This is a genomic window from Shewanella donghaensis, from assembly GCF_007567505.1.
Lineage (GTDB): Bacteria > Pseudomonadota > Gammaproteobacteria > Enterobacterales > Shewanellaceae > Shewanella > Shewanella donghaensis.
The window spans coordinates 400726-421211 of the sequence record NZ_CP041783.1 but is presented as its reverse complement, the minus strand read 5'-3'; the positions used below and the strand labels follow the sequence as shown (position 1 = coordinate 421211).

Below are 20486 nucleotides of genomic sequence, written 5' to 3'. Positions count from 1 at the left end.
CCAGCAAAAAATTTGCCCAAGTGTACCAGAATTCAAGAATAATGAGCGCAAATTTAGGCCATTTAGTTGTTGTTTGATGAAATAATCACTTTGATCGGTTAGTATCATCAACATATATTTGGTGTAATCGATTGTTGAGACAAAATGACAAATTCACAACGTAAAATTCTGGTGACAAGTGCCCTCCCGTATGCAAATGGTCCAATCCATTTAGGTCATATGCTTGAGTATATTCAAACTGATATTTGGTCTCGTTACCAAAAACTTCGTGGACATGAATGTCACTATATCTGTGCCGATGATGCTCATGGCACCCCAATCATGCTCAAAGCCCAACAATTGGGTATTACACCAGAAGAAATGATTGCTCAAGTTCAAAAAGAACATGAACAAGATTTTGCTGACTTCAACATCAGTTTTGATAACTTCCATAGCACTCATTGTGATGAAAACCGTGAGCTCGCTAGTGACATCTACTTGAAGTTACGTGAAGGCGGCTACATTAAAACTAAAACAATTTCACAGTTGTTTGATCCTGAAAAAGAAATGTTTTTACCTGACCGTTTTGTTAAAGGCACTTGCCCAAAATGTAAGAGTGAAGACCAGTACGGTGATAACTGTGATAACTGTGGCGCGACTTATAGCACTACCGATTTAATTAAGCCTTACTCTGTTGTTTCAGGTGCCACGCCTGTCATGAAAGACAGTGAGCACTTCTTCTTTGATTTACCCGCATTTGAAACCATGCTTGGCGAATGGTTAGCTTCAGGTTCTCTGCAACCTGAAATCGCTAACAAATTAAGAGAATGGTTCGATCAAGGGTTGCAGCAGTGGGATATTTCACGTGATGCACCTTATTTTGGGTTTGAAATCCCTGGTCAGCCAGGTAAGTTTTTCTATGTATGGCTAGATGCACCAATTGGCTACATGGGTTCATTCAAAAATTTATGTGACAGACGTGAAGATTTAGATTTTGATGAATTTTGGGGCCTAGATTCTAAAGCTGAGCTATATCACTTCATCGGGAAAGATATTGTCAATTTCCATGGCTTATTCTGGCCTGCTGTACTAGACGGTGCTGGAATTCGTAAACCTACGGCTGTTTACGCACACGGTTATGTCACGGTTAACGGCGCTAAAATGTCAAAGTCAAAAGGCACGTTCATTAAAGCACGTACCTATTTAGATAATTTAGACCCTGAGTATCTTCGTTATTACTACGCAGCTAAATTAAATAGCCGTGTCGATGACTTAGATTTGAATCTTGAAGATTTCGCTCAACGGGTTAACTCAGATTTAGTCGGCAAGCTTGTTAACTTAGCCTCAAGAACGGCTGGTTTTATCAGCAAACGTTTCGAAGGTAAGTTAGCTAAAATCAATGATATGACTTTGACTGAAGCTTTCTTGGCAAAGCAGGACGTTATTGCTGAATTATACGAAACCCGAGAGTTTGGTAAAGCTATGCGTGAAATCATGGCTTTAGCTGACATGGCTAATGCTTACGTTGCTGATGCAGCGCCTTGGCAGTTAATTAAACATGACGACAAGCAAGAAGAAGCCCATCAAGTGTGTAGTAATGCGCTTAACTTGTTCCGTATTCTCGTGACATACCTTAAACCGGTACTGCCTCAGCTTGCAGAAAATGTCGAAGCATTCTTACAAACGCCGCTGGCTTGGGAAAATTTAGCCATTGATTTAACCGGTCACGAAATCGCTAAGTTCAAAGCCTTAATGCAGCGCATTGAAGCTAAGAGCATTGAAGCCATCATTGAGGCTTCTACGGAGAACTTACAAGTGACTGCGGCTAAAATCGCTGACACTGCGCCAGAAGAGACACAAACAGAATTAGAGAAAGATCCTCTATGTCCTGAAATCTCTTTTGATGATTTTGCTAAAATAGATTTACGTATCGCGCTAATTTCAAAAGCTGAACATATTGAAAAAGCGAACAAACTTTTGCGTTTAGAATTAGATTTAGGTGGCGAAACCAAACAAGTTTTTGCTGGCATTAAATCTGCTTATGCACCAGAAGATTTGATTGGCAAGCATACCGTTATGGTTGCTAATCTTGCGCCACGTAAAATGAAGTTTGGTGAATCTGAAGGTATGGTACTTGCTGCAGGTCCTGGCGGGAAAGACATTTGGATTTTAGAGCCTCATGCAGGTGCAAAACCAGGCATGCGTGTAATGTAATTTATTAAAGTTATAAGAAAAGGCCGTCAATTGACGGCCTTTTTTATTGGGTTTAACTGCTTACTTATTATCTAGCTAGTCATTCGCTAATTGGCTGCTGGCTAATAGTAAAGCCCCGACTAAGTATGACTCTTATTGTCTTCTTCGTGACAACCATCAGGATTATCACAAGGTGCTTCTTTAGCGAAATTTTTACTATTATTGTCTTCTTCGTGACAACCATCAGGATTATCACACGGTGCTTCTTTAGCGAAATTTTTACTATTATAAGCTTCAGTATCAGCTTCTATTGCTTGCTTTAAGCGTTCTTCATATAGCATAAACAGACTGATAAAATCATTACCATAGCGTTCACCCTCAGATCGCTTTAACCATTCTTGATAAAGTACATCCGCCGCTTCTTTTTCAACTCTTTGGTAGGTCACCTTTTGCTGGCTAACCAATTCATCTGAAAAACCCATCGCTCTCATAGAGGCTGCGCCAACTTTTAATGCCGAATGGAATGTCTCAGACTCCACATAGTCAGCCCCTGCTTCTCGTAATAAATGCGCATGACCTCGGTCAAAGGCTCGACTTATGACTTTAAGCTTCGGATACTTATGCTTTAACAGTTTTACCAATTCAATACTGTTGTGCTGATCATCAATAGCAATAACAAAAGCCGAGGCATTGGCAATACCTGCCGTTTCTAATAAATCAACTCGGGTTGCATCACCATAAAAAGCCTTGGTATTGATTTTCCTTAAGGTATCCACTTGAGACGCCTGACGATCTAGCACCACCGTTTTTACTCCATTAGACAGTAATAAACGATTAACGACTTGGCCAAATCGACCAATACCCGCAATAATCACCACGCCTTGTTCATCAACAACATCATGTTCCCGAGCATTTGAGGTCTTTTGATATTTTGGCACGATGAACTTTTCATAGAAGATAAATAAACCGGGGGTTAAAAACATCGACAGCGCGACAACAATAGACAATGGCTGCGCAATATGAATAGGCAATACATCATTCTGTTGGCTAAAGCTCAGTAATACAAACCCGAACTCACCCGCTTGTGCGAGGCTTAATGTATATAACCATCTATCACTACCAGTAATTCTAAATATAAAGGACAGTAAAAACAGTACGGTCGCCTTTAAGAACATAACTCCGAAGGTAATGGCTAAAATAATGCCTAAATGTTCCCATAGAATATTAAAATCAATACCGGCACCGACCGTAATAAAAAATAGTCCAAGCAATAACCCCTTAAATGGGCCAATATTGGTTTCTAATTCATGTTTAAATTCACTATTGGCTAATACTACCCCGGCTAAAAAGGTACCCAGCGCTGGCGAAAGGCCAACTAAGCTCATTAGCGCCGCAATTCCAATTACCAGCAATAACGCCGCTGCCGTTGATATCTCTCTGACCCCAGAGTCCGCTACAAACCTAAAGATTGGCCTACTCAGATAATGTCCACCAAACACCACTAACGAAATAGACAAGACTAAAACTAAAGCATAAACGCCGCCAGATAACTCAGCGACAAGCGACAGTTCTTCATGATGTTCTGCGGCATCAGCAACAGCACTTTGCGTCACCGCCACTAATTCAGGTAAAGCCAGTAATGGGATCAATGCCAACATAGGAATAACGGCAATATCTTGAAAGAGCAGCACAGCAAAGGCATTTTTACCGGCAGGGGTTTTGTTTAGCCCTTTTTCGCTTAGCGTTTGTAAAACAATTGCAGTAGAAGAAAGTGAAAATATCAGCCCGATTGTTAATGCTATAGACCATTGAAAATCAAACATCATAGCAATAGCCATGACACCACCAACCGAAAGTCCGACTTGTAAGCCGCCCATACCGATAAGTCGATTACGCATTGTCCAAAGCATTTTCGGTTCGAGTTCTAAACCCACGAGAAACAACATCATGACCACACCAAATTCAGCAAAATGCTGGATGGTATTAGTTTCGCTGCCGACCAGACCAACAATCGGTCCAATAACGACTCCAGCAATTAAATAACCAAGTACTGATCCTAGGCCAAGGCGTTGTGCTATTGGCACTGCTATTACTGCTGCTGATAGATAGATAAAAGCCTGTAAAAAATACTCTGTCATAACGATATTCCTTTAACTGTTCTATCTATATTGGCTTAAAAGACTGTGTCTACAATGGCTTAATGGCCTTAATGAAGCATTAAACAGGGTTAACAATATCAATAAAGTGATGCTGCAAACCAAACTCTTTTGCTAAATGTTCGCCTAATGCCTTAATACAAACCTGTTCAGTTGCATGATGACCCGCGGCAAAATAATGAATATTTTGTTCCATCGCGCAATGAAAAGTGCTTTCAGAAACTTCACTATTAATAAGCGCATCAACACCTAACGTTGCAGCATGATAAAGACGACTTTTTAAAATTAATCAGGGTTAACAATATCAATAAAGTGATGCTGCAAACCGAACTCTTTTGCTAAATGTTCGCCTAATGCCTTATTACCAAATGCTTTAATATCAAATGGTTCAGTTGCATGATGACCCGCGGCAAAATAATGAATATTTTGTTCCATCGCGCAATGAAAAGTGCTTTCAGAAACTTCACTATTAATAAGCGCATCAACACCAACTTTGTAGCATGATAAAGACGACTTTTTAAAATTAAACAGGATTTACAATATCAATAAAGTGATGCTGCAAACCAAACTCTTTTGCTAAATGCTCACCTAATGCTTTAATACCAAACTGTTCAGTTGCATGGTGACCCGCAGCAAAATAATGAATATTTTGTTCCATTGCGCAATGAAAGGTTCTTTCAGATACTTCACCACTGATAAAAGCATCAACACCCAATGTTGCAGCATGATCAATATAATCCTGCGCCCCACCAGTACACCATGCTAATGAAGAAATAACGTCATTTTTTTGCCCAATATGTAGCGGAATACGATTCAGTTTATCTGCCAATAACGCTGTAACTTGCTCAACAGTTAAAGGCTGAGGAAACTTACCTTGCCACAATAAGTTTTGCGGAATATCCGCACTCACTTCAACATCGACAATGCCTAATTCTTTAGCTAATTCAGCATTATTCCCAAGAGTTTGGTGCGCGTCTAAAGGTAAATGATAGCCGAATAAGTTCATATCGTGGGTCATTAATGACTTTATACGTTTGTATTTCATTCCTGTAAGCACTTCGGGTTCATTTTTCCAAAAGAAGCCATGATGAACTAAAATAGCATCTGCGTTTAAGGCTGCAGCTTGGTCAATTAAGTCTTGGCAGGCTGTAACGCCTGTAACAATTGTTTTGATGCTATCAGTACCCTCCACTTGTAAGCCATTGGGCGCATAATCCTTAAATTGATTAACATTAAGAAAATCATTCAGATATTTGGAAAGTTGTTGGCGAGATACAGACGTTAATGGCATAAAACTAACCTTAAAATTATTAATAGTAACAGTGTAACGCAGTCCAATACTTATTGAAAAACCCTTGTTAAGATTGACTATTTGCTAAGCTATTTTTACATAAATTGGACTTTTAGGTACTTTAACCACTAAAATTAGCCTAAGGGATGTTGAAAACATTATATAAACTATTCATAAAAGAAAAATAGGTCTCAATATGTCAAACTTGACTAAAGACGCGCTTATCGCAGAACTTAAAGCTGCGCTTGAAAAGCAAACTTCACAAACTGTAGAAATAGTGCAAAAAGGCAGCTGGTACAAAATTGATGGCGGCAAGTCTTTACGCTTTAGCGATCTTGAACAAATGCACCTTGAATTAACCCAAGGTAAAACTGCCTCTAAAGTTGAACCTGCAGCTGAAAAACCTGCGGTTAAATCTATAGCTAAAAAAGCAGTTGCAAAGAAAGAAGTCACTAAAAAATCAGTGGCAAAAGCTAAAGTTTCTGTAGCGTCTAAATCGGGTGGTAAAACACCGAAAGAATTATGGCGTGAAAAATTAGCAAATGCAGGTAAAAGCACTTTACCTCGCGGATTCTAATTTTTATCAGCTTGAAACTAAAAAGGAGCCATGGGCTCCTTTTTTGTTTCTCACTTTCGAAATGGCATATTTCTATATCAACCTTGATAATAAACTGATCTAGTTTATTAAATGACTACATAGCAATGTCGACTCGAACATAACCTTTAAGATAAACCACTCTTACTTCGTCTCCTGCAATAAATGGCATTCCAGGATCCTCATCTTGAATAACCATAACTTGATTACCATCATCAAGATTAATCATCATCTCAATGATTTTGTATTCTAGTGTTCTTGTAGAATTACCGTATTGATTAGCCGCTGCGCCACCTAATAGTGCACCTAAAACAGTTGCAACATCTTGACCGGAACCGCCGCCAAATTGATGACCTATTACCCCACCAACTAATGCTCCACCAAAGGTTTTCCAACCTACATTTCGGTCTTCAACTAACTGAGTTTGAGTAACATGCTTAATCGATTCCACTTGCCCATAGATGACTTTTTCAACGGGGACAGCTTGATTTCTTTCATATGCAGCACTCGCAGAAGGAGATACTGACATAAAGAGTAATAAAATCGCACTTAAAAGTGCTTGAGGATAGTTTGTGAGTTTCAACATAGACAAAATTCCGCTAACGTATGCATAAGGTCTATTCAATAATATACTTAATTGTGAACTCACTGTCTTATTTAAATCATTTGCCTCACTTCCCCGATCCTAAGCAAGCATTAACAGATCCTAATGGGTTGCTTGCTGTTGGTGGTGACTTGACGCCGCAGCGCTTGGTAGAAGCTTACTATCAAGGAATATTCCCTTGGTTTAACGAAGATGACCCCATTTTATGGTGGTCACCGGATCCTAGAGCAACATTTACACCTAAAACTTATGCGCTCAGTAAGAGTACGCACAAGTTCATGAAAAAATGTTCATGGCGCTTTACCATCAATCAGGCTTTCACTGATGTCATCCTCGCATGCTCTGCCCCGAGAAAAACCCAACAAGGCACTTGGATTTCCAGTGATATTCAGCAAGCTTATATTCAGCTGCATCAATTAGGAAAAGCACATTCAATTGAAGTTTGGGACAAGGATGAACTCGTCGGCGGTTTATATGGTATCGCGGTAGGCAGTGTATTTTGTGGTGAATCAATGTTCCATACAAAAACCAACGCCTCAAAAGTGGCTTTCGCAGTGTTGAATCAACATTTAGTCAAACATGAATTCAAGTTAATAGATGCTCAGATCATGAATCCCCACCTTGAAAACCTCGGTGCGATTGAACTACCGAGATACGATTTTTTATCGCAACTAAAACAATTACGTAATCAAGCCATTGATGATAAAACTTGGTTAACACAAGAGGTTCGTTTTGAGTTCTAGAAGTATCAGTGTAGGAATTAGTCACCCTTTCGATTGCAGTTACATTGAAGGGCTAACTGAGCAATTATTAATAATCCAAGAGTCTCAGCTTGATGCTAATTTGTTTGAGCAATTACTTGGCATGGGATTTAGACGCAACGGTAACTCTATTTACAAGCCTAAATGTCCAAGTTGCCAAGCTTGCCAATCGATTCGAGTGATAGTGCCAGAATTTATTATTTCTAAGAGACAAAAAAGAACCTTAAAAAATAACCAAGACTTAACCTGGAAAGTGACTCACGAAACCACCGCTGAGCATTATCAGCTTTATGATAAATACATTACAGGGCGACATTCAGATGGTCCAATGTATCCGCCTAACGAAATCCAATTTAATGATTTCCTGATGTGCAGTTGGTTACCGAAAACTTATATTGAAGTGTATGACCAAAAAAAACTTGTTGGTGTGGCTGTCACTGACTTGATGAACAACTCTCTTTCTGCCATATACAGTTACTTTGATCCTGACTATGCAAAACGTTCATTAGGGGCATACATGATTCTGTTACAATGCCAACTGGCTCAGCAATTAGATAAGCAATTTCTTTATTTAGGCTATCAAATTGATGAGAATCGAAAAATGAATTACAAGCGTTTATATCGTCCTTATCAAATCCTAACCGCTGAAGGTTGGCAACATATTGTAAAAGAACCTATGCTTTAGTGTTTCATTCCTTTACAGCAAGCCCATTTTACGGCATGATACGGCGAATTTTTTTTATATTTGAAGGCATAAAGGTAACCAATTAATGGCGAAAGAAGACAACATTGAAATGCAGGGCACTATCCTTGAGACCTTGCCAAATACAATGTTCCGCGTAGAACTTGAAAATGGTCATGTAGTGATAGCACACATTTCTGGCAAGATGCGCAAAAACTACATCCGTATTTTAACGGGTGATAAAGTCACGGTTCAGTTGACTCCTTACGATTTAAGTAAAGGTCGTATCGTCTTCCGCGCACGTTAGTCCTGCCTCATCTATTAAAAACCCGGCTTTGATGTCGGGTTTTTTATTGGCTAACGATCATAGCGAATATTGCTCATTTTTCTTAAGTAATAGTAGTTAGCGGTTAACGAAAAAAAATGGCTATCTGAATACAGATAGCCATTTCTATTTGTGACATATTATTTAGAAGATTTTATGAGACTTTCTCTTCACATTCACAAGTAATCACAATCTCATTGTCCTTCACATCAACCTTCGCATTACCACCAGCTTCAAGCTTGCCGAACAATATTTCATCGGCCAATGGACGCTTAATCAATTCTGTGACAACTCGACTCATAGGACGAGCCCCCATGTTCTTGTCGTAGCCTTTCTCAGCAAGTAATGTACGGGCTTCGTCAGTCACTTCAAGCATGACTCGCTTTTCGTCTAACTGTGCTTGTAGCTCGATTAAGAACTTATCAACCACTTTCGCGATGACGGTCAAATCAAGATGATTAAACCAAATAATCGAATCTAGACGATTTCGAAACTCCGGCGTAAACACTTTATTGATTTCAGTCATAGCGTTTAAACTGCTGTCTTGCTGTTTAAACCCTATAGAACTACGAATAGACTCTTGGACACCCGCATTGGTGGTCATCACTAAAGTCACATTTCTAAAATCAGCTTTGCGACCATTACTGTCGGTTAATGTACCGTGATCCATAACCTGTAGAAGTAAGTTATAAACATCAGGATGCGCTTTTTCAATTTCATCTAAAAGCACAACACAGTGTGGATTCTTAATGACTGCATCAGTCAGTAACCCGCCTTGTTCATAACCAACATAACCTGGTGGAGAACCAATTAGACGTGAAACTGTATGTCTTTCCATATACTCAGACATATCAAACCGAATCAACTTCATGTTTAAACAAGCAGCAAGTTGGTTAGTGACTTCTGTTTTACCAACACCAGTAGGACCTGCAAACAAGAAACTACCAACGGGTCTTTTCTCTGCACCTAATCCACTTCGAGACAATCGAATAGCCGAACTAAGGCCCTCTATCGCTTTGTCTTGGCCAAACACTAGCATCTTAAGGTTACGTTCAAGATTCTTAAGTAAGTCTTTGTCAGTGGACGATACGGACTTCTCAGGAATTCTTGCAATTTTTGCAATAATCGCTTCAATTTCTGGCTGACCGATGGTTTTCTTACGTTTGCTCGCGGGTAACATCACCATTCTCGCGCCCGCTTCGTCAATCACATCAATCGCTTTGTCTGGAAGATGTCTGTCGTTAATGTGTTTGGCTGACAAACTTGCTGCAGAACTAATTGCAGCTTGTGTGTAACGAACACCATGATGCTCTTCGTATTTAGACTTCAAGCCCAATAAAATCTTGGTGGTTTCTGCAACTGAAGGTTCATTAACATCAATCTTTTGGAAACGGCGAGCCAATGCTCTGTCTTTCTCAAAAATGCTTTGATATTCCTGGAACGTCGTCGAGCCCATACAACGAAGTGATCCGTTTGACAGCAATGGTTTTAATAAGTTTGACGCATCCATCACGCCACCAGAAGCAGCGCCTGCGCCGATAATGGTATGAATTTCATCAATGAACAAAATGGCATGTTCATTCTTTGCCAGTTCTTTCAATAAACCTTTGAAGCGTTTCTCGAAGTCACCGCGATATTTGGTACCCGCTAATAACGAGCCTAAGTCTAATGAATACACTGTTGCATCTTTGATGACTTCAGGTACTTGCTTGTTAACGATTCGATACGCTAAGCCTTCAGCAATGGCCGTTTTACCCACACCCGCTTCTCCAACGAGCAATGGGTTATTTTTACGGCGTCGACATAAGGTTTGAATTGCGCGTTCGACTTCATCATCACGACCAATCAATGGATCGATAACACCATCTTTAGACAATTGATTAAGATCAGCAGCAAATTGAGATAATAAACTTCTATCTTCAGGTGCTTCAGAACCCTCTTCACTTGCCTCTGGATTGTTTATCTCTTCATTGCTGTCATCTTTTGGTAAACCGTGTGAGATGTAATTAACCACATCCAATCGAGTGATTTCACAACGACGCAATAAATAAACGGCTTGGGATTCTTGTTCACTGAAAATAGCAACTAAAACGTTGGCACCAGTGACTTCGTTTCGGCCAGATGATTGAACATGAAATACTGCTCGCTGAAGTACACGTTGAAACCCTAGAGTTGGCTGAGTTTCACGTTCTTCTGTATTTTCAGCGATTAATGGGGTTGTCTGTTGAATGAAATTTGATACTTCCTCGTGCAAACGAGTTAGATCTGCACCACAAGCTATCAATGCTTCTTTAGCCGACGGATTGTTGATTAATGCTAATAATAAATGTTCTACGGTCATATATTCATGACGTGAATCTCTAGCTTGTTGAAAAGCTAGGTTCAAGGTGACTTCAAGATCTTTGTTTAGCATAGCACCCCCTAAAATACTCAAAAACTGCAGAGTTGCCGGTTGCGAAAAATGAATTCACTACGCGGCTTCTAATGTACACAGTAACGGATGTTGGTTTTCTCTTGCAAACTGATTTACTTGTAAAACTTTGGTTTCCGCTATTCCAAATGAAAAAACACCGCAGATTCCCTTACCTTGGTGATGGATAGCCATCATGATGTCAGTGGCTTGTGGTTCATCCTTATTAAAAAAGCGTTGTAACACTTCTATCACAAAGTCCATCGGAGTGTAATCATCGTTATTTAACACGACTTTATACATTGAAGGTGGTTGTAGCTCCGATTCAACACGTTCTTCTGTGTGCTCTACGCTGCCTAATCTACCCATGTGTTAATACTAGCCTCTAGTTTGGTACAAGACCAATTGATATTAATAAATTAATTAAATGTTGTCATTTTGTTAATTTTTACTTGACATCTTTTCGTACAAATTTCATTCTGTTCGGAGGCGGCAAACTTAGACCGCTGTTAAATAAGTTTTACTATCTTACTGGTAAGTAAACAACAGAAGGAAGTGGAAGTATGGCAAGCGGAACTGTTAAATGGTTCAACAACGCCAAAGGATTCGGGTTTATTTGCCCAGATCAGGGTGGCGAAGATGTATTTGCGCATTATTCAACAATCGAAATGGAAGGCTACAGAACGCTAAAAGCGGGCCAACCAGTAGATTTTCAAACTGAGCAAGGCCCTAAAGGGATGCATGCTTCAGCCATTTCACCAACGAAGTAAACTCAGTCGGTGAAACAAATCAAAAAGGTAGAGACAAAGTCTCTGCCTTTTTTTATTGTTAAAAATCTTCGCTATATAACTTAAAATAGTCAGGTTCAATTATGTCTATCTAACAACAAACCTCAATTGAACAATCATTATACCTGCTTCGGTTCTATCACTGTTTATATCTTAAATGAACTATAAAACAAAATAGTTAAAAGTTTAATCTTTGCTAATTTATATTTTAATTTATCGGTAAATAAAAATTCGTATGCTTAATATTCATACAAACCTTAGCGATTACCGCTCAACTCTATCATCTGAAACTCAATGTCTTGAGGCTTGTTAATTTAGCAAGCATAAAAAAAGCAGAGATATCATCTCTGCTTTTCTATTAAAACACTTTTTATAAAAGACTTAAAAGTGCTCTATTTCGTTAACCAAACAATAATGAATTACTGAGTGATGAACTTATTAAGTAGCGGACTTGGACGCATCGCTGCTTCAGCTTTAGCTGCATCTAAACGGAAGTAACCGCCTAAATCAATTGCTGGACCTTGAGCGGCATTTAACTCAGCAACAATTGCTGCTTCGTTAGATGTCAGTGATTCTGCTAATTCAGCAAATTGACCCGCTAACTCAGTATCTGCAGTTTGCGCTGATACAGCTTGTGCCCAATACATTGCAAGATAGAAATGGCTACCACGGTTATCAAGTTCACCCACACGACGTGAAGGAGACTTGTTGCTATCAAGGAACTGACCGATAGCGATATCTAATGTATCAGCAAGTACTTGCGCTTTAGGATTATTAGCTGTTTGGCTCAAATGCTCTAAGGAAGCCGCTAAAGCTAAGAATTCACCCAGTGAATCCCAACGTAAATGCCCTTCTTTCTCAACTTGTTGAACATGCTTAGGTGCACTACCACCAGCGCCTGTTTCAAATAAGCCACCACCATTCATTAACGGTACGATTGACAGCATTTTAGCACTCGTACCCAATTCAAGAATTGGGAATAAGTCAGTTAAGTAATCACGTAGCACGTTACCAGTAACAGAAATAGTATCTAAACCATCTTTAACACGATCAAGTGTCACGCGTGTCGCTTCAACTGGTGCAAGGATTTGTAAGTCTAATCCGTCAGTATCATGATCTTTAAGATAAGCTTCTACTTTAGTGATAAGTTGAGCATCATGAGCACGTTGACTATCTAACCAAAAAATAGCTGGAGTGCCACTCAAACGAGAACGTCTAACCGCTAACTTAACCCAATCACGGATTGGCGCATCTTTCACTTGGCACATTCTGAAAATATCGCCAGTTTCAACGTTATGCGTCATCAAAACTGCACCAGCACAGTTAATGACATTAACAACACCTGCTTGAGCAATTTCAAATGTTTTATCATGGCTACCGTATTCTTCCGCTTTTTGAGCCATCAAACCTACGTTTGGTACGCTACCCATTGTGGTTGGGTTAAATGCACCATTAGCTTTACAAAATGAAATGGTTTCTTGGTAAACGCCTGCATAACAACGATCCGGGATCATGGCTTTGGTGTCTTGTAGTTGTCCATCAGGACCCCACATTTTACCTGAAGAACGAATAGCAGCAGGCATTGAAGCATCAATAATAATATCACTTGGTACGTGTAAGTTAGTGATACCTTTATCTGAATCAACCATAGCTAATGCTGGACGTTTTGCGTAAACAGCAGCGATATCAGCTTCGATTTCAGCGCGCTGGGCTTCTGGTAATGTTGCAATTTTTGCGTACACATCACCAAAGCCATTATTCACATCGACACCTAGCTCATTGAAAAGTGCTTGATGCTTAGCAAAAACCTCTTTAAAGAAGACTTTTACAGCATGACCGAACAAAATTGGATCTGACACTTTCATCATCGTTGCTTTTAAATGCAATGAAAGAAGTACATCTTCAGATTTAGCCGCTTCAATTTCACGCTCATAAAATGCCACAAGCGCTTTATTGCTCATAACTGCGGTATCGATAACTTCGCCAGCCAGTAATGATAAACCACTTTTCAGTGATACTGTTTGGCCATCAGTTTGGGTTAGCACGATATCAACTTTGTCAGCAGCAGCGAGTGTTACTGACTGTTCGCTTCCGTAAAAATCACCTTCATTCATATGAGCAACATGTGAAGCTGAATCACTGGCCCACTTGCCCATAGAATGTGGATTTTTCTTAGCGTAGTTTTTTACAGATGTTGGCGCGCGACGATCTGAGTTACCTTCACGAAGTACAGGGTTTACTGCACTACCTTTGATTTTGTCATAACGAGATTGCACATCACGATCAGCATCGGTTGATGGCTCATCTGGGTAATTGGGAATATCGTAGCCTTTCGCTTGTAATTCAGCGATACAAGCTTTTAATTGTGGAACTGATGCACTGATATTCGGTAATTTAATGATATTAGCTTCAGGAGTATTTGCCATTGCACCTAATTCGGTTAATGCATCTGCAATTTTTTGCTCTGCTGTTAACTTTTCAGGGAAATTAGCAATAATACGGCCAGATAAAGATATATCTCTAGTTTCAACCTTCACTCCTGCAGCATTAGTAAATGTGCGAATGATAGGGAGTAATGAAAGCGTTGCTAGTGCTGGTGCTTCATCAGTTTCTGTATAAATGATTGTTGGAGAGTTATCTTTCATGCTTTTTCCTACATTATTGAAATAAATAGTTTTTTTAAATTATTATTGTAATAAGTATCTACCTAAAACATCCTCAATCTTTTGCTGAGGTACATTTTACTCGGCACAAATCCATATGAAATCTGAAAAATAAATGCTGACTGCTAGTCAAAAAAAACGGGCACAGATCACATTTTTAAGGCAAACATCATAGACCATTATCTGCAAGATTCAAATTCCACTTAGGCCTAATGCCGAGTAAACTATACAAAATGAATCAATTTCACCATTAAAGGCGTACGTATGTCAGCCAATGACAAAACAAAACGTTTCAATAGTAAATCAGCGTCCACATCATTGCCACGTTCAGGCCAGAAGCCTTATAAACGTGCGGTTTCCAAACCAGTAACGGATCCCATCATAGTGTTGTTTAACAAACCATTTGATGTGCTATGTCAATTTACTGATGAATCTGGACGACAAACATTAAAAGATTTTATACCAGTGAAAGATGTATATGCCGCAGGCAGATTAGACAGAGATAGTGAAGGGTTATTGTTATTGACTAATGACGGTAAGCTGCAAGCAAAATTAACACAACCCAAGAAAAAAACCTTCAAAACCTATTGGGCGCAAGTTGAGGGTGTACCGAATGCTGACTCAATAAAAGCCCTTTGCCAAGGTGTTGAATTAAAAGATGGAATGACACTCCCTGCACAAGTTAAAATAATCGATGAACAAGCCATTTGGGATCGAACTCCGCCCGTGCGTGAGCGCAAATCGATTCCGACCACATGGCTAGAAATCCAAATTTGTGAAGGGCGTAATCGCCAAGTTAGACGAATGACAGCCCACATTGGCCACCCCACCCTAAGATTAATTCGCTATAAAATAGGTCAATGGAGTTTAGATAACATTAACTCTGGTGAGTACAAAATACAGATCCCTGAAAACTAAGGTTTGCGCACCGTTAGCCAACGGTTTCAAATATAAGTGACTCTCTAGTAAGTGACTTTCTATAAGTGGCTATCTATAAATGCTCTACATAAGACGTTAGATTAACACTTCATCACACGAGAAATTAACGGGATCCATTGATGACTAAACAACGTTACAAACCCAATACTACAGTTGCTTGCGTTGTTCATTGTGATGACAGGTTTTTATTGGTAGAAGAAATTATTGATGGCGACATACGCTTTAATCAACCAGCTGGTCATTTAGAGGCCAATGAAAGCATCATTGATGCCTGCTTGCGTGAAGTGAAAGAAGAGACGGGCTTGAATGTCGATATAACTGCACTGGTCAGTATCTACCAATTTAGTGCCTCTGAAGAGTTAGCTTTCATGCGGTTTACGTTCACAGCTGAAGTAGAACAATGGGTGGAATGTATCCCGTTAGATAAAGATATAAGTGCGTGCCACTGGTTTACTTTTGCTGAAATAAAAGCTCGTAGGCACCAGTTACGTAGCCCTTTGGTCATCAAATCAATCGAGGACTATTTACATAAACCTCACAGCCCATTATCAGTGATTGATAGCAACTTGCAGATGATAGCCGCCAACAATAATGCATGATAGAATATGCGCCGCACATTTTAGAGAATTTAGGGTTGTTTTTGTATCGCACTTGAAATGCGATTAAAGCGACCACATTATGATCTCTTGTATCTAAACATTCATGGTTTCTAGGTTTTATGACATTAAGTACTCCCAATTCAAATGGTAAAAAAGTCATCGTAGGTATGTCCGGCGGTGTAGATTCTTCAGTATCTGCGTATTTGCTTATGCAGCAGGGATATGAGGTTGAAGGATTATTCATGAAGAACTGGGAAGAAGACGATACTGATGAGTATTGTGCAGCTTCCGAAGACCTAAAAGATGCACAATCTGTTTGTGATAAATTAGGTATCAAACTTCACACGGTGAATTTTGCAGCTGAGTATTGGGACAATGTATTCGAGTTTTTCTTAGCCGAATATAAAGCAGGTCGCACCCCAAACCCTGACATCATGTGTAATAAAGAAATCAAATTTAAAGCATTTTTAGAATTCGCTGACGAAATTCTCGATGCTGATTATATTGCAATGGGCCACTATGTTCGCCGTCATGACAATGCAGACGGTAGTACACAAATGTTACGTGGTGTTGATGGCAATAAAGATCAAAGTTATTTCCTCTATACCCTTAGCGGTGCTCAAGTTGCTAAAAGCTTATTCCCAGTCGGTGAACTAGAAAAGTACCAGGTTCGTGATATCGCTAAAGAAATGGGCTTGATTACTCACGATAAGAAAGACAGTACCGGTATTTGTTTCATCGGTGAAAGAAAATTCACAGACTTTTTAGGTACCTACCTTCCCGCTCAGCCAGGTGATATTGAAACCGCTGATGAAGGTGAAGTCATTGGCACCCACCAAGGTTTGATGTATCACACATTAGGACAACGCAAAGGTCTTGGCATTGGTGGTTTGAAAAACAGCAATGATGACCCTTGGTATGTGGTAGATAAAGATTTAACCCGTAATGTATTAGTCGTTGCTCAAGGTGGTAATCATCCACGTTTAATGTCAGTTGGTATGACAGTGAATCAGTTACATTGGGTCGACCTTAAAGGGCCTACAGCGCCAGCAAAAATTACTGTCAAAACACGTTACCGCCAGCAAGATGTTGCTTGTACTGTAACCTATGACGATGAAACGAATTTACGGGTCATATTTGATGAACCTGTTGCTGCTGTTACACCAGGTCAATCTGCGGTATTTTATGATGGTGATGTCTGCCTTGGTGGCGGCATCATTGATTGTTTAATTAGAGGGTAACGCGTGAGCCAAGTCTTATTTGAACGCACTATGGCGTTCGCGGGTATTTTACAAGCTGTAGCACAAGTGCAGCATATTGCCCGCAATGGTGATTCAGACGAAGCTGCCCTTGCAGCAAGTTTAAATACCATTTTGGTGACAGACCCAGAATCTATCTCTGATATTTATAAAGATAAACAAGCGCTGAATAAAGGTTATCAACTCATTGAAAATCAATTAGGTGATGGTGGCGACAAAGATGTCGAAACCACTCGTTACCTTGTTGGTATGCTGGCACTTGAGCGTAAATTAGTTCGCTCAGCAAATGGTTTAGGGATGCTTGCCGAACGCATTAATCAAGTACATCGTCAATTGCATCACTTCGCGATTACTGATGAACAAATCATCGCCAGTCTTGCCAGCATTTATAGTGATACTATCAGCGAGCTTGGCCCTAAATTACAAATTTCTGGTAATCCAGCGTACTTGCAACAACCGCTGGTACAACAAAAAATTCGAGCTTTACTATTAGCCGCTATGCGCAGTGCTGTTTTATGGCGACAACTGGGTGGCAAACGTCGCCATCTAGTTTTTGCCCGTAAAGCCATAGTCGATACCGCTATTAGTAGCCGTAAAAATAACTAAACGATTCACCCTACGATTTTCATCTCATAATAAAAGTTCATCAAGGAGCTTCAAATGGATCTTTCTGCACTGACTGCTATCTCTCCGATAGACGGTCGTTACGGTAGCAAAACCACCTCATTACGAGGAATTTTCAGCGAATTCGGTTTAACAAAGTACCGTGTTCAAGTTGAAATTAACTGGTTAAAACTGCTTTCTAGTTGCCCAGAGATTGAAGAAGTTCCGCCATTTAGTGAAGAAGCATTAATTTTACTAGATAGCATCAAGGATAACTTCAGCGAAGAAGACGCAATGCGCGTTAAAACGATTGAAAGAACCACTAACCATGACGTTAAAGCGGTTGAGTATTTCATCAAAGAACAAATTGCAGATAACGCTGAATTAGTCGCTATCGACGAATTCGTGCATTTTGCTTGTACTTCTGAAGATATTAATAACTTATCTCACGCATTAATGCTCAAAGAAGCACGTGAATTAGTATTAGTCCCTCAGTGTGCTGAAATTGTGGAAGCGCTTAAGCAATTGGCCAGAGAACATAAGTCAGTGCCATTAATGTCACGTACTCATGGTCAACCAGCTTCTCCATCTACGCTAGGTAAAGAAATGGCTAACGTTGCAGTTCGTTTAGAACGTCAACTTAACCAAATTAATGCTGTAGAAATCATGGGTAAAATCAACGGCGCTGTGGGTAACTATAATGCTCACCTTTCAGCTTACCCTGAAGTTAACTGGCATGAACTTTCACAACGTTTTGTCACTAGCTTAGGCATTAACTGGAACGCTTACACCACTCAAATTGAACCGCATGATTACATTGCTGAACTATTTGATGCGATTGCCCGTTTTAACACTATCTTAATCGATTTCGATCGTGATATTTGGGGTTATATTGCACTAGGTCACTTCAAGCAACGCACTATCGCTGGCGAAATTGGTTCATCAACTATGCCGCATAAAGTTAACCCAATTGATTTTGAAAATTCAGAAGGTAACTTAGGTATTGCTAACGCGCTAATGCAGCATTTAGCCGCGAAACTTCCGGTATCAAGATGGCAACGTGATCTAACTGATTCAACAGTATTGCGTAACCTTGGTGTAGGTATGGCACATTCATTAATCGCTTACCAAGCGACATTGAAAGGCATCAGCAAGCTTGAAGTTAACGAAGCAAATCTGCGTGCTGAATTAGATAAAAACTGGGAAGTACTTGCTGAGCCAGTACAAACAGTGATGCGTCGTTATGGCATCGAAAAGCCATATGAAAAATTAAAAGAGCTAACACGTGGTAAACGTATCGATGGTGATCAATTAGCAACATTTATCGATGGTCTAGAATTACCAGATCAAGTTAAAGCTGAACTTAAAACAATGACCCCAGCTAACTACATTGGCCGTGCTGAAGCATTCGTTGACGAGTTAAAATAATCTTCCATTCAATTGCTAAAATTGATTATTGAATAAGGATAGGCGATAGCTCAGCTTGAGTTATCGCCTTTTTTACAACTATGTATACATTAAATTTTGATACTGCTGAGTTCATCAGCAAGAATTGGCAACAAAAGCCTATTGTCATCAAAAATGCCTTTAAAGCATTTGAAGATCCAATATCAGCCGATGAGCTTGCAGGTCTTGCGATGGAAGAAGATATCTCTTCACGCATTGTAAAAACCGAAGCTGATGGTTGGAATGTTATCCAAGGACCGTTTGAAGACTACGACGAACACGGTGATGACAAGTGGCAATTACTCGTTCAAGCAGTCAACCATTGGTATCCAGAATCACAGCCGCTTGTAGAAGCTTTCAGATTTTTGCCTGATTGGCGATTTGATGACTTGATGGTGTCATTTGCGACACCACAAGGCGGGATCGGTCCACATATTGATAATTACGATGTTTTCCTTATTCAAGGTGAAGGAGAACGTCGCTGGAAAGTGGGTCATAACGGTGTACACCAATGTCGTGGTGGTGATGCATCAAGTCCGTTAGTTGAAGACTTTGAACCAATAATCGATGTCGTGTTAACCAAGGGTGATATGTTATATATCCCACCAGGTTACCCTCATTGCGGTGAAACCTTAAGCCTTGCTATGAGCTACTCAATTGGTTTTAGAGCCCCTAGCCAACAAGAGTTGTTAACTCAAATTGCTGACACATTAATTGATAACAACACAGGGCAACACAGATTCACTTCAACTGAAGAATCAGCAAACCACGGTGTTGTCAGTCAAACCCAGCAACAAGGTATCATGGATTTGTTAGCGCAATTAGCGAATTATCCAGCCCAATACCAAACTATGTTAGGCAAGTTACTAAGCCAAAATCGTTTTGAGTTAGACATTAATCCGTTTGAACAAGCCATTTCGGAAACTGATGTCATCGAAGCGGTTGAAGATGGTGCTAACATTCAGCGTATCGGCGGCTTAAAAGTGTTAACACTGGAGTCTGACACGCAAGAGCAGCTTTATGTTAACGGCGAAGCCATATGTGTTGCAGGGATCAACCCAGAGATTATTAGCATAATCGCAAATGATCACGCCCTGACTCAAGCACAACTTGTTGAATGGTTAGCTGATGAAAAATTACTTATCGTAATCACTCAGTTTATCAATCAAGGTTGGTTTTTCTTTTCAGAATAA

Annotated in this window: 19 protein-coding genes and 1 pseudogene; 12 read left to right on the top strand and 8 right to left on the bottom strand. The window is 39.8% G+C overall.

From position 1 onward, the window contains the following. Window positions 1–144 precede the first annotated feature (144 nt). Window positions 145–2193, top strand: a complete 2049-nt coding sequence (metG, locus tag FPK91_RS01765) for a methionine--tRNA ligase (protein WP_144207129.1) — start codon at window positions 145–147, stop codon at window positions 2191–2193. Between the two features lie 119 nt (window positions 2194–2312). Here the strand turns inward: metG and FPK91_RS01760 are convergent, their stop codons facing one another. The 4 genes and pseudogenes from FPK91_RS01760 to FPK91_RS01745 form a co-directional block, all read right to left on the bottom strand. Next, entirely contained in the window at window positions 2313–4310 is a 1998-nt protein-coding gene (locus FPK91_RS01760) for a monovalent cation:proton antiporter-2 (CPA2) family protein (RefSeq protein WP_144207127.1), read from the bottom strand. Window positions 4311–4389: 79 nt separating this feature from the next. After that, window positions 4390–4590, bottom strand: a pseudogene (locus tag FPK91_RS01755) (Nif3-like dinuclear metal center hexameric protein); the annotation flags it as partial. Window positions 4591–4613: 23 nt separating this feature from the next. Next, the gene (locus FPK91_RS01750) at window positions 4614–4802 is read right to left on the bottom strand and encodes a Nif3-like dinuclear metal center hexameric protein (RefSeq protein ID WP_405127353.1); all 189 of its coding nucleotides are present in this window, start codon (window positions 4800–4802) and stop codon (window positions 4614–4616) included. Between the two features lie 49 nt (window positions 4803–4851). Continuing rightward, window positions 4852–5619 carry a Nif3-like dinuclear metal center hexameric protein gene (locus FPK91_RS01745; RefSeq protein ID WP_144207118.1) on the bottom strand — a complete coding sequence of 256 codons (768 nt, stop codon included), beginning with the start codon at window positions 5617–5619 and terminating at the stop codon, window positions 4852–4854. A 196-nt stretch (window positions 5620–5815) separates the two neighbouring features. On the opposite strand from FPK91_RS01745, the gene FPK91_RS01740 reads away from it, so the two are divergent. Further along, window positions 5816–6196 carry a hypothetical protein gene (locus FPK91_RS01740; RefSeq protein ID WP_144207116.1) on the top strand — a complete coding sequence of 127 codons (381 nt, stop codon included), beginning with the start codon at window positions 5816–5818 and terminating at the stop codon, window positions 6194–6196. Between the two features lie 115 nt (window positions 6197–6311). Here the strand turns inward: FPK91_RS01740 and FPK91_RS01735 are convergent, their stop codons facing one another. Further along, window positions 6312–6743 carry an outer membrane lipoprotein gene (locus tag FPK91_RS01735; RefSeq protein ID WP_227006739.1) on the bottom strand — a complete coding sequence of 144 codons (432 nt, stop codon included), beginning with the start codon at window positions 6741–6743 and terminating at the stop codon, window positions 6312–6314. 110 nt (window positions 6744–6853) lie between these two features. Between FPK91_RS01735 and aat the strand changes: the two genes are divergently transcribed. From aat to infA, 3 genes are all read left to right on the top strand, one after another. Then, window positions 6854–7561: a leucyl/phenylalanyl-tRNA--protein transferase gene (gene aat, locus FPK91_RS01730; protein WP_144207110.1), complete on the top strand. Its 708-nt coding sequence runs from the start codon at window positions 6854–6856 to the stop codon at window positions 7559–7561. Continuing rightward, window positions 7551–8264, top strand: coding sequence for an arginyltransferase (locus FPK91_RS01725; protein ID WP_144207108.1), 714 nt, complete (start codon window positions 7551–7553; stop codon window positions 8262–8264). The genes aat and FPK91_RS01725 overlap by 11 nt, the downstream gene beginning before the upstream one ends. An 85-nt stretch (window positions 8265–8349) precedes the next feature. After that, window positions 8350–8568 (top strand): translation initiation factor IF-1, encoded by a 219-nt coding sequence (gene infA, locus FPK91_RS01720; protein WP_011496276.1) that lies wholly within the window; start codon window positions 8350–8352, stop codon window positions 8566–8568. A gap of 172 nt (window positions 8569–8740) precedes the next feature. Here infA and clpA read toward each other — a convergent pair whose 3' ends face one another. After that, on the bottom strand, window positions 8741–10999 hold the full coding sequence (gene clpA, locus FPK91_RS01715) for an ATP-dependent Clp protease ATP-binding subunit ClpA (RefSeq protein WP_144207105.1): 2259 nt from the start codon (window positions 10997–10999) through the stop codon (window positions 8741–8743). Window positions 11000–11056: 57 nt separating this feature from the next. Continuing rightward, window positions 11057–11365, bottom strand: coding sequence for an ATP-dependent Clp protease adapter ClpS (clpS, locus tag FPK91_RS01710; RefSeq protein WP_144207102.1), 309 nt, complete (start codon window positions 11363–11365; stop codon window positions 11057–11059). Window positions 11366–11559: 194 nt separating this feature from the next. Between clpS and cspD the strand changes: the two genes are divergently transcribed. Beyond that, the gene (gene cspD, locus FPK91_RS01705; protein ID WP_144207099.1) at window positions 11560–11766 is read left to right on the top strand and encodes a cold shock domain-containing protein CspD; all 207 of its coding nucleotides are present in this window, start codon (window positions 11560–11562) and stop codon (window positions 11764–11766) included. Between the two features lie 437 nt (window positions 11767–12203). Here cspD and FPK91_RS01700 read toward each other — a convergent pair whose 3' ends face one another. Then, window positions 12204–14429 carry an NADP-dependent isocitrate dehydrogenase gene (locus FPK91_RS01700; protein ID WP_144207095.1) on the bottom strand — a complete coding sequence of 742 codons (2226 nt, stop codon included), beginning with the start codon at window positions 14427–14429 and terminating at the stop codon, window positions 12204–12206. Window positions 14430–14711: 282 nt separating this feature from the next. On the opposite strand from FPK91_RS01700, the gene FPK91_RS01695 reads away from it, so the two are divergent. The 6 genes from FPK91_RS01695 to FPK91_RS01670 all read left to right on the top strand — a co-directional run bounded on the left by FPK91_RS01695 (window position 14712) and on the right by FPK91_RS01670 (window position 20486). Next, complete coding sequence (locus FPK91_RS01695) at window positions 14712–15365, top strand: rRNA large subunit pseudouridine synthase E (RefSeq protein WP_144207092.1); 654 nt, start codon at window positions 14712–14714, stop codon at window positions 15363–15365. Window positions 15366–15505: 140 nt separating this feature from the next. Beyond that, a complete protein-coding gene (locus FPK91_RS01690; protein WP_144207089.1) occupies window positions 15506–15985 on the top strand; it encodes an NUDIX hydrolase in 480 nt (159 codons plus the stop codon). A 119-nt stretch (window positions 15986–16104) separates the two neighbouring features. Beyond that, on the top strand, window positions 16105–17226 hold the full coding sequence (gene mnmA, locus FPK91_RS01685) for a tRNA 2-thiouridine(34) synthase MnmA (protein WP_144207086.1): 1122 nt from the start codon (window positions 16105–16107) through the stop codon (window positions 17224–17226). A 3-nt stretch (window positions 17227–17229) separates the two neighbouring features. Continuing rightward, on the top strand, window positions 17230–17850 hold the full coding sequence (gene hflD, locus FPK91_RS01680; RefSeq protein WP_144207083.1) for a high frequency lysogenization protein HflD: 621 nt from the start codon (window positions 17230–17232) through the stop codon (window positions 17848–17850). Between the two features lie 54 nt (window positions 17851–17904). Next, window positions 17905–19275 (top strand): adenylosuccinate lyase, encoded by a 1371-nt coding sequence (gene purB, locus FPK91_RS01675; protein ID WP_144207080.1) that lies wholly within the window; start codon window positions 17905–17907, stop codon window positions 19273–19275. Between the two features lie 80 nt (window positions 19276–19355). Then, window positions 19356–20486 carry a ribosomal protein uL16 3-hydroxylase gene (locus FPK91_RS01670; RefSeq protein ID WP_144207077.1) on the top strand — a complete coding sequence of 377 codons (1131 nt, stop codon included), beginning with the start codon at window positions 19356–19358 and terminating at the stop codon, window positions 20484–20486.